At 74.0% G+C, this 9,397-nt stretch carries 7 protein-coding genes and 1 riboswitch; all 7 genes read right to left on the reverse strand.

Going from position 1 to position 9,397, the window contains the following annotated elements; genetic code table 11:
• Positions 1-634: 634 nt before the first annotated feature.
• On the reverse strand, positions 635-1,117 hold the full coding sequence (gene ribH / locus AC08OX_RS10855) for a 6,7-dimethyl-8-ribityllumazine synthase (RefSeq protein ID WP_476607696.1): 483 nt from the start codon (positions 1,115-1,117) through the stop codon (positions 635-637).
• Complete coding sequence (locus tag AC08OX_RS10860; protein ID WP_476607697.1) at positions 1,114-2,598, reverse strand: bifunctional 3,4-dihydroxy-2-butanone-4-phosphate synthase/GTP cyclohydrolase II; 1,485 nt, start codon at positions 2,596-2,598, stop codon at positions 1,114-1,116. Before AC08OX_RS10860 ends, ribH begins: the two co-directional genes overlap by 4 nt.
• Positions 2,595-3,293, reverse strand: coding sequence for a riboflavin synthase (locus AC08OX_RS10865; RefSeq protein ID WP_476607698.1), 699 nt, complete (start codon positions 3,291-3,293; stop codon positions 2,595-2,597). The genes AC08OX_RS10860 and AC08OX_RS10865 overlap by 4 nt, the downstream gene beginning before the upstream one ends.
• Before the next feature lie 127 nt (positions 3,294-3,420).
• Positions 3,421-3,550, reverse strand: a riboswitch (FMN riboswitch).
• Between the two features lie 69 nt (positions 3,551-3,619).
• Positions 3,620-4,330, reverse strand: coding sequence for a ribulose-phosphate 3-epimerase (rpe, locus tag AC08OX_RS10870; protein WP_476607699.1), 711 nt, complete (start codon positions 4,328-4,330; stop codon positions 3,620-3,622).
• Between the two features lie 33 nt (positions 4,331-4,363).
• On the reverse strand, positions 4,364-5,821 hold the full coding sequence (locus AC08OX_RS10875) for an RsmB/NOP family class I SAM-dependent RNA methyltransferase (protein ID WP_476607700.1): 1,458 nt from the start codon (positions 5,819-5,821) through the stop codon (positions 4,364-4,366).
• The gene (fmt, locus tag AC08OX_RS10880) at positions 5,818-6,831 is read right to left on the reverse strand and encodes a methionyl-tRNA formyltransferase (protein WP_476607701.1); all 1,014 of its coding nucleotides are present in this window, start codon (positions 6,829-6,831) and stop codon (positions 5,818-5,820) included. Before fmt ends, AC08OX_RS10875 begins: the two co-directional genes overlap by 4 nt.
• Before the next feature lie 278 nt (positions 6,832-7,109).
• Positions 7,110-9,311, reverse strand: a complete 2,202-nt coding sequence (locus tag AC08OX_RS10885; protein ID WP_476607702.1) for a primosomal protein N' — start codon at positions 9,309-9,311, stop codon at positions 7,110-7,112.
• Positions 9,312-9,397: the final 86 nt, after the last annotated feature.

A 9,397-nucleotide genomic window follows, 5' to 3' on the forward strand; every position in this document is an offset into this window, starting at 1 on the left:
CCACTGCTCCCGCGCCCCCCGGAGGGGCCCCCTGTCCGACCGGTACCGGGCTCCGAACGGGTCCCGCCCGGACGTGATCGGGCGGGACGACGGGTAACCAGCGCGTTACGGGGTGCCTGAGGCTCGGTCAGTCGTAGGCCAAGCAGCGAGATGGGGCGCGCGTCCCCGCCACCACCCGGTTCGGTCGCGTCGGGATCCCGCCGGCCGGGGCCGCCCGCGATCCGTTCCCCGGCCTCCGGATTCCCCCCGACCGGGCCGGTCGACGCCAACGCCTCGTCACCGTTCCAACTCCCACCGTGACTTACCATCCGCGCCACCCCCGCCCCCATGTGTGCCGGCCGACGGGACCTCCGCCGATCCCACCGCGAAGTATGACGCCAGAGCGCAAGGGCACCGATACGACGTGAGACCACAGTCTCGTGTAACCGGCCGTCCCGACAAGAGCACCGGACTGATCGGGACAGCCGGAATCAGAGCCACGAGCAGCGAACACACGACCGGCACACCCGATCCACTTCGAATCGCCATGTGACGGCAACACCATACCGAGAGCATGTCACGCGGACGGATCGGCCTCGCACCGTGTGTGTGAACTCCTGATGCGGAACGTTTCGGTCGGTGACGGCCTGGAAGCTCAGCCGGCGAGTTCCAGATCGCGCAGCACCGCGGCGGTGTCCAGCGCGGCCAGGGTCGCCTCCCGGCCCTTGTCCTCGCTGGACCCGGGCAGCCCGGCGCGGTCCCGGGCCTGCTCGACGGTGTCGCAGGTGAGCACGCCGAAGCCGACGGGGACGCGGGCGTCGAGGGTGACGCGGGCGAGCCCCGCGGTAACGAACTGACAGACGTAGTCGAAGTGGGGGGTGCCGCCCCGGATGACGACACCGAGAGCGACGACGGCGTCATGCCGCGCCGCCAACGCGGCGGCGATCACGGGAAGCTCGACCGCACCGGAGACCCGCACGACGGCGGGTGCCGCCGCGAGGCCCGCGTCCTTCGCGGCGCGCAGCGCGCCAGCGAGCAGCGCATCGGTGATCTCGGCGTGCCACCGGGTGGCGACCACCGCCAACCGCATGCCCTCGACGGGCGGAAGCACCTCCGCGGGAGCCCCGAGGCCGCTCACAGACCCTCTCCCTCGGCACAGTCGACCCCGGCGGACGTACCCGGGCCCGCGACAGCCGTGCAGCCGGAGGTGACGGGCGCCCTCGGCGCCCTCGGCGCCCCCGGGATCCAGCGCGAGCCGGCCGGCTCGTCCTCGCCCACGGCCCTAGGCAGATCGGACAGGCCGGGTGGACCCGGAAGGCCGGGCGGACCGGGAATGCTGGGCAGACCGGGAATGACGTGTCCCATCCGGTCCCGCTTGGTGGTCAGGTAGCGCAGGTTCTCCGGCGTCTGGGTGACCGGCATCCCGATGAGTTCGACGATGCGCAGGCCGTAGCCCTCCAGCCCGGCCCGCTTCGTCGGATTGTTGGACAGCAGCCGGATGCCGCGCACGCCGAGGTCGACCAGGATCTGGGCCCCGGTGCCGTAGTCACGGGCGTCGGCCGGCAGGCCCAGCGCGAGGTTGGCATCGACGGTGTCGTGGCCGGCGTCCTGCAACTGGTAGGCCCGCAGCTTGTGCATCAGGCCGATGCCCCGGCCCTCGTGGCCCCGCATGTAGAGCACCACTCCGCGCCCCTCGGTCGCGATTATGCGCAGTGCCGCGTCGAGCTGGGTTCCGCAGTCGCAGCGCCGGGAGCCGAAGACGTCCCCGGTGAGGCATTCGCTGTGCACCCGGACCAGCACGTCCTCGCCGTCACCGAGCTCGCCGCGGATCAACGCGATGTGTTCGACGCCGTCGAGGATGTTGCGGAATCCGACCGCCCGGAACGCCCCGTAACGCGTCGGAAGCGACGCCTCCGCAACCCGCACCACCTGCTTCTCGGTCCGCCGACGGTAAGCGATGAGATCGGCGATGGAGATCAGCAGCAGCCCGTGCTCGCGGGCGAACTCGGCGAGCCGGGGAAGCCGGGCCATCGTCCCGTCATCGTTCACGATCTCGCAGATCGCACCGGCCGGCCGCAGCCCGGCGAGCCGGGCCAGGTCGACCGCGGCCTCGGTGTGGCCGGGGCGGCGCAGCACCCCGCCGTCCTTGGCCCGCAGCGGGAAGATGTGGCCCGGCCGGCTCAGGTCGCCGGGCGTGGTCCGCGGGTCGGCCAGCAACCGGATGGTGCGGGCCCGGTCGGCGGCGGAGATCCCGGTGGAGACGCCGTCGCGGGCGTCCACGGTGATGGTGAACGCGGTGCCCATCCGCTCGGTGTTGTGCGGGACCATCTGGTCCAGTTCGAGCCGGTCGGTGTCGGCGGCGTCCATCGGCACGCAGATCACACCGGAGGTGTACCGCGTCATGAACGCGACCAGCTCGGGTGTCGCGGCCTCCGCCGCGAAGATCAGATCACCCTCGTTCTCCCGGTCGGCGTCGTCGACGACGACGAGCGGGCGGCCGGCGGCGATCTCGGCGAGCGCGTCCTCGATGGCGGCGAACCGCACGTCGGCATAGCCGGCGGGAAGGGCACCGGCGGGAAGGGTGGCCGTCGAGGAGGCGCCGGCCGCGGATGTCGTCATCGGTGTCGTCCGTTCGGTTCGATGGGGCCGGCATGCAGCTTCTCGACGTACTTGGCCAGCACGTCGACCTCGATGTTGACCAGGGAACCCGGCGCACGGCGACCCAGCGTGGTCAGTTCGAGCGTGGTGGGGATCAGGCTGACCGTGAAGGTGGCCGGTGAGTCGCCACCGGCCGGCGAGATGTCGACGACGGTCAGGCTCACCCCGTCCACCGTCACCGAGCCCTTCTCCACGAGGTAGCGGTCAAGCCCCTCGGGGAGCGCGACGCGCACGAACTCCCAGCCCTCACCGGGCTGCCGGTCGAGGACCGTACCGACGCCGTCGACGTGCCCCTGGACCAGGTGGCCTCCCAGCCGGTCCGCCAGCCGGACGGGACGTTCGAGATTCACCCGGTCACCGACGGCGAGCTTCCCAAGAGAGGAACGCACCAGCGTCTCTCGCATCACGTCAGCAGTGAACGCCGACGGGCCGTCCGTTGTGCCGGGTGGGCCGCCGGCCGTAGCGGTCTCGGCGCCCCCGTCGAGCCCCGGGCGGGCGAAGGAAGTCACCGTGAGACAGACACCGTTGACGGCGATGGACGCGCCGTGACTCACATCACCCAGAACCGTCTGACAGGCGATGGTGAGTGCCGCCGACTCCGACCGCGCATCCACCGCGGTCACCACGCCAAGTTCTTCAACGATGCCGGTAAACATCCGACCCGTGCCCCTCGCTCCCGGGCACCCGCACCCTGGGCGAGGAAAAACCACGCGGGACCACGCCGGCACGCTCACGCCGACACGCGCCCGCGAGCGGTCAACGACCACCGCGGGCACTCGGCCCGCGCGCGTCCTCCCATCCGGACTTTCACCGTCGGTCCCGGAATTCCACCGGGTCAGCCGTCCCAGTACCTGCGGACGGGTCGCGGACTGTCACCGCCGGTTCGGAATTTCACCGACCCCGGAGCGCGCGTGCTGCTAGTTGTACTGCCTCAAGTCTGGCATATGAAGCCGCCGGACGCCGGTGAAGCCGCCGGACGCGGTCACGCCGGCCCGACCGCCGAGCGTGGCGCGGGCGGGGACAGCCGGGGCGCCGCCCGCAGCGCCTGCTCACGCAGCCGCTCGACGGCCTGGCCCGGATCGGCCGCCCCGAAGACGGCCGTGCCGGCGACGAACACGTCCACACCCGCCACCGCGGCCCGCTCGATCGTCTCGGCGTTGACCCCGCCGTCGATCTGCAGCCACAGGTCCAGCCCACGGGCGTCGAGCAGGCGCCGGGCGGCCTCGATCTTCGGCAACACCTCGGTCATGAACGTCTGACCGCCGAAACCCGGCTCGATGGTCATCAGCAGCAGCAGGTCGAACCGGTGCAGGTCATCGAGATAGTGCTCGACCGGGGTGTTCGGCTTCACAGCGAGGCCGGTGCGGGCCCCGGCCGCCCGGATCGCCCTGGTGGTGCGGGGCAGGTCGGACACGGCCTCGGCGTGAATGGTGACGTTCGCCGCGCCGCGCTCGGCGTACCCGGCCGCCCAGCGGTCGGGATCGTCGATCATGAGATGGCAGTCAAGCGGAGTATCCGTCACCGCGCGCAGGGCCGTCACCGTGTCCGGCGCGAACGCCAGGTTCGGGACGAAGTGGTAGTCCATCACATCGACGTGCAGCCAGTCGGCCTGCCCCTCGACCGCCAGGGCCGCGTCGGCGATCCGGCCGAAGTCGGCGGCGAGCAGGCTGGGGTAGATCTGGGCGGTGGCCATTTCGCGAGGGTATCGGCTCCCGGGTCCGACGCCTCAGCTGTCGACCCGGCGCAGCAGGGCGACGAACATCGCATCCGTGCCATGGAGATGCGGCCAGAGCTGGACGAACGGGCCGTCACCGAGCCGGTCGACCTCCGGCAGGGTCAGGCGGGCATCGAGGATGGAGGTGTCGGCGCGTTGTCCGGCCACGCCACGCACCACCTCGACGGTCTCGGCCGGATGCGGGGAACAGGTCGCGTACGCCACCACCCCGCCCGGGCGGACCAGGTCGAGCGCGGCGACGAGCAGCGCACGCTGGAGCGGGACGAGCGCGGCCACATCGGCCGAGGTCCGCCGCCATCGGGCCTCCGGCCGGCGCCGCAGTGCTCCGAGGCCGGTGCAGGGGACGTCGACCAGCACCCGGTCGGCTCCATCGGGCCGCAGCGGCACCGCCCGGCCGTCGGCGCGTACCGTCCAGGCCCGCGCCGCGTCGCCCAGGGACCGGGCCACCATGGCCGCCCGGGTCGCCCGGGGCTCGACCGCGATCAGACCCGGCCCGTCCGGCAGACCCGGCCCGTCCGATGGGGCGGAGCCGCCGAGCAGCGCGGCGAGCAGGGCCGCCTTCCCGCCGGGGCCCGCGCACAGGTCGATGGTCAGCCCGAGGTCACGGCCCACCGTCACCGCGCGGGCCAGGGCCAGGGTGACGAGCTGGCTGCCCTCGTCCTGCACGGCAGCCGCGCCCGCGGCCACGGCGGGCAACCCCGCCGGGTCCCCGCCGTCGAGGCGTACCGCATACGGCGAGTAGGGGCCGACTCGGGCGGTCAGACCTGCCTGCGCGGCCTCGGCGAGCAGCCGGTCACGGTCGACCCGGCCCGGACGGGCGACCAGGTGTACCGCGGGTCGGACGTCGTCTGCCTCCAGCGCGGCGCGGGTCGCCGTGAGGTCGCCGGCCAGGGCCTCCGCGACGACCTCGACGATCCAGCGGGGATGCGTCGTCACGACCGCCAGGTGACCGACAGGGTCGACGTCGAACCGCGGCGCGGACAGCATCGTGGCGAGATCGCCGCCGGTCTCGGCCACCCGGGCGGCCACCCGACGCAGCACGGCGTTCGCGAAGCGGACCGGGCGCTCGCCACTCGTCGTGCGGACCAGCTCGACGGTGCTGGCCACGGCTGCGTGGGCCGGGACCCTGGTCCGCAGCAGCTGGTAGGCGCCCAGGCGCAGCGCGTCGCGCACCGGCGGGTCGACGGTGTGGACGGGTCGACTCGTCGCCGTGTCGAGCACCCCGTCGAGGGTGCCCTGCGCACGCAGGGAGCCGTAGGCGAGCTCCGTGACGAACCCGCGGTCCCGGGCGGACAGCCCGCTGCCCGCCAACAGGGACGGCAGCAACAGGTTGGCGTAGGAGCCGCGCTCGTCCACCGCCCGCAGCACCTCCCAGGCCAGCAACCGCGGCCGGTCGACGCCTGACGCTGGCCGGGGCCCACGGGTGCCCGGCGAACCGGCCGATCTCACGACGTTCCTCCACTGACCGGCATCGCGCCGATCGCGCCGAGGGTCTCCCCCTTGGCGATCCGGACCCCGCGGGCCCAGGCCGCGGCCGCCATCGGGCCTCGCCCCTCGGGACGCACCTCGCCGAGGAGCACCGGGCTCGTGCCCGTGCCGACCGCCACGTCCCCGCCGGGGAGCACCATGATCTGCCCCGCCGGCAGCCCCCCCGCCGGCAGCCCGGTGGGCAGCGCTACCGGCCCGGCCGGCCGGCCGGACACCGCACCGAGGCGCACCGGACCGATCTTGAGCCGCCGGTCGCGAAACGTCGTCCAGGCTCCCGGCGCGGGAGTGGCGGCCCTCGCCAGCCGATCCACCGCGATCGCCGGCTTCGTCCAGTCGATCCGGGCCTCCTCGGCGGTCAGCTTCGGCGCGAAGGAGATCCCCTCGGCGGGCTGGGCCACGGGCCGCACCGTCCCGTCGGCGATGCCGTCCATCACCGCGACCAGCAGCCCGGCGCCAGCCTCGGCGAGCCGGTCCAGCAGATCACCGGAGGTGTCCGTCGGCCGAACCCGCTCGGTGAGGACACCGTAGACCGGACCGGAGTCCATCGCCGGTTCGATCTGGAAGACGCTCGCGCCGGTCAGGTCGTCCCCGGCGAGCAGGGTGCGCTGCACCGGAGCCGCCCCGCGGTAGGCCGGCAGCAGGGAGAAGTGCAGGTTCACCCAACCGTGGCGGGGAATGGCGAGCGCCGCGGGCGGTAGCAACGCGCCGTAGGCCACCACCGGGCAGCAGTCGGGCGCGAGGCCGGCGAGCGTGGCCAGGAACTCCGGGTCCCGGGGCCGGTCCGGGCTGAGCACCGGGATGCCGGCCTCGTCGGCCAGGACGTGGACGGGGGGCGGCTTCACCTTCCGCCCCCGCCCGGAGGGCCGATCGGGCCGGGTGACAACCGCGACCACGTCATGGCGCGGGCTGTCGATCAACGCCCGCAGGCTGGGCAGAGCCACCGCCGGGGTACCGGCGAAAACAAGACGCATACGCGAAGCACCGATCCGTCGCGACGTCATTGCCGACGCCGTGACCGTCTCCGGGGGTCATCGATCCGAGGTGTCCGACCGGGCCGGGAGCATCCCGCCGTTCTCCGGCCGGGGAGTACGGGCTGACGTCCACAGGCCTGTCGCCGCCGATGACCGTACCCCGCCGACGCTCGGAGATGGCGGACGGCCGCGGTCCGGACCGGGCCCGCGGCCGAAGATCATGAGCCATGGCGCGTACCCGGGCCGTGGTATGCGGTGCGAACCAGACCATACCGGCGCTACCCGGGGATCAGGGGATCGAGCTGGATCCGTAACCGGCCGGTGGTTCGCCGGGTCGCGAGGACGCCGCGAGCGGATCGCAGCGAGGCCGCGAGGGCCGCACCGCGCTCACGCCGGACCCGGATCAGGACCCGTTCGATCTCCTCCGGGCCGGAGGTGGCGCTGTCGGGGCCGCGCCGCCCGGCACCCACGGCAGACGAATCGCCCTGGTTCGCGCCGTCGGGAACGGCCCGCGCGGATGGTGCGGGGGGCAGCGGTACCGGCCCGAGCACATCGGCGCCGTCGGGAAGCTCGACGGCGGCCAGCAGCTCCGCGACCGCCGCGGCGGTGCCCGCTACGGACGCCATCCGGGTCGCCGGCGGGAACCCCAGCTCCGCCCGCTCGTCGGCTTCCCGGGCGACGAACGTGCCAGGATCCCAACGGACGAGCGCCTGGACCGGCCCTAGTCCGGCATCGGCCGCGACGATGACCCGCCCCCCGCGCGCGGCGGGCCGGGCGAGCGCGGCGGCGGCGGTCCACCGGCGCAGAGTCTCCTCCCCCGCGCGCAGGTCGGGACGGCCCAGCAGAGCCCAGCCGTCGAGGAGCAGCACCGCCCCGTAGCCGCCGTCCGCCATGGGCTCCGCCCCCGGGGTCGAGATTACAAGGGCCGGTTCTGCGGGCACGGTGGCGAGCACCCCGCCCCGGCCGGAGGTGCGGACCGGAACGCCCGGAAAGGCCCGTCCCAGTTCCTCCGCCGTGCGACGATCTCCCGTTACCGAGGCGCGCAGCCGCGGGCCCGAACAGGACGGGCAGTGCCAGACCGCCGCGGCGACCGGACGGCCGCACCACCGGCAGGAGAGCGCACCGCCGCCCGCCGCCCGGCCCAGCGGCCCCTGACAGTGCGGGCACCGGGCGGGCCGCCGGCAGTCCGCGCAGGCCAGTGACGGCTGGTATCCCCTCCTCGGCACCTGGACCAGTACCGGCAGACCGGCAGCCAGCGCATCCCGGGCGGTCCGCACCGCGAGGGAGGGCAGCCTCGCCGCCCGGGCGGCGGGGTCACGGGCGTGTTCGAGGTCGGAGCCGGTGGCCTCGACCCGGGGAGCCAGCGCGCGCACCTGCTCCCGGGGCGGCACCACCGGGTGCGCCCACCCCGTGCGCACCAGCGCCTCGGCATCCGTCGACGGGCAGAACCCGCCGATCACGAGCGCGCACCCCTGGAGCCGGGAGCGCAGGACGGCGACGTCTCGGGCGTGCGGGTACGGGGCCAGCGGCTCGGCATGCAGGTCGTCACCGTCATCCCACACCACCACCAGGCCAAGCTCGGCCACGGGCGCGAACATCGCCGCGCGGGTACCCACCACCGCCCGCGCCTGTCCGCGGCTGACCGCGAGGAACGCGCGATATCGCCGGGCCGGGCCGAGATCGGCCCGCAGTGCGACGGTGGTCTCCCGACCGACCGCAGCGACCATCGCTGCCTCGACCCGGTCGACATCACGATGATCGGGTACGACGACGAGTACGCCGCGACCGGACGCCGCCGTGGCGGCGGCCGCGGCGGCGATCATCTCCGGCCAGGCGGGGCCGGGCGGGGCCCACCAGACCGCCCTTGGTGACCTGCCCGCCGCCAGGGCGGTGAGCAGCGACGGACCCGTGGGATAGCGGCCCCACTCGCCGGGTTCCGGCGGCACGGCCTCAAGCCCCGGTGCGACAGCCGCAGGCCCCGGCGAAACGACCTCGGGCCTCGGTGAGGCAGCCTCCGCCCGGCCGTGGCGGGGAGGCACGGCGAGCCGGAGGACGTCGGCCAGCGTGCCGGCGTAACGATCGGCAACCGCGCGGGCGAGTTTCGCGACGGGCTCGGACAGCACAGGCTCCGGCGAGATCGACCGGGCCAGCGGCGCGAGCTGACCGGAATGGTCGGAACTCTCGCGACGCTCCAGCACGAACCCGTCGACCAGCCGGCCCGCGAACCGGACCCGGACCCGGGATCCCGGCACCGCCAGGTCAGCCAGGTCCGCCGGCACGAGGTAGTCGAAGGGACGGTCGAGATGGGCGAGCGCAGTGTCGACGGCAACCCGCGCCACCGGCAGCCGCGCGGCGAGCGGCCGCGGCGAACCGGAACCCGCGGAGCGCGAAACTCCCGACCGGGAAGCCCCCGACCCGACCTCTGCCCGGCCGACCGCTGACGGGCTGAGGCCGGGGAGGGTGCCGGGGTGCTCGGTCATGACGGCATTCGTATCAGCCGCCTACGACATCCTTCGACCCCGTTCCCCCGCCGGAACAGCGACCGGCGGGACACGCTCTCCCCGAT

Source organism: Frankia sp. CoBUL1, assembly GCF_978021245.1.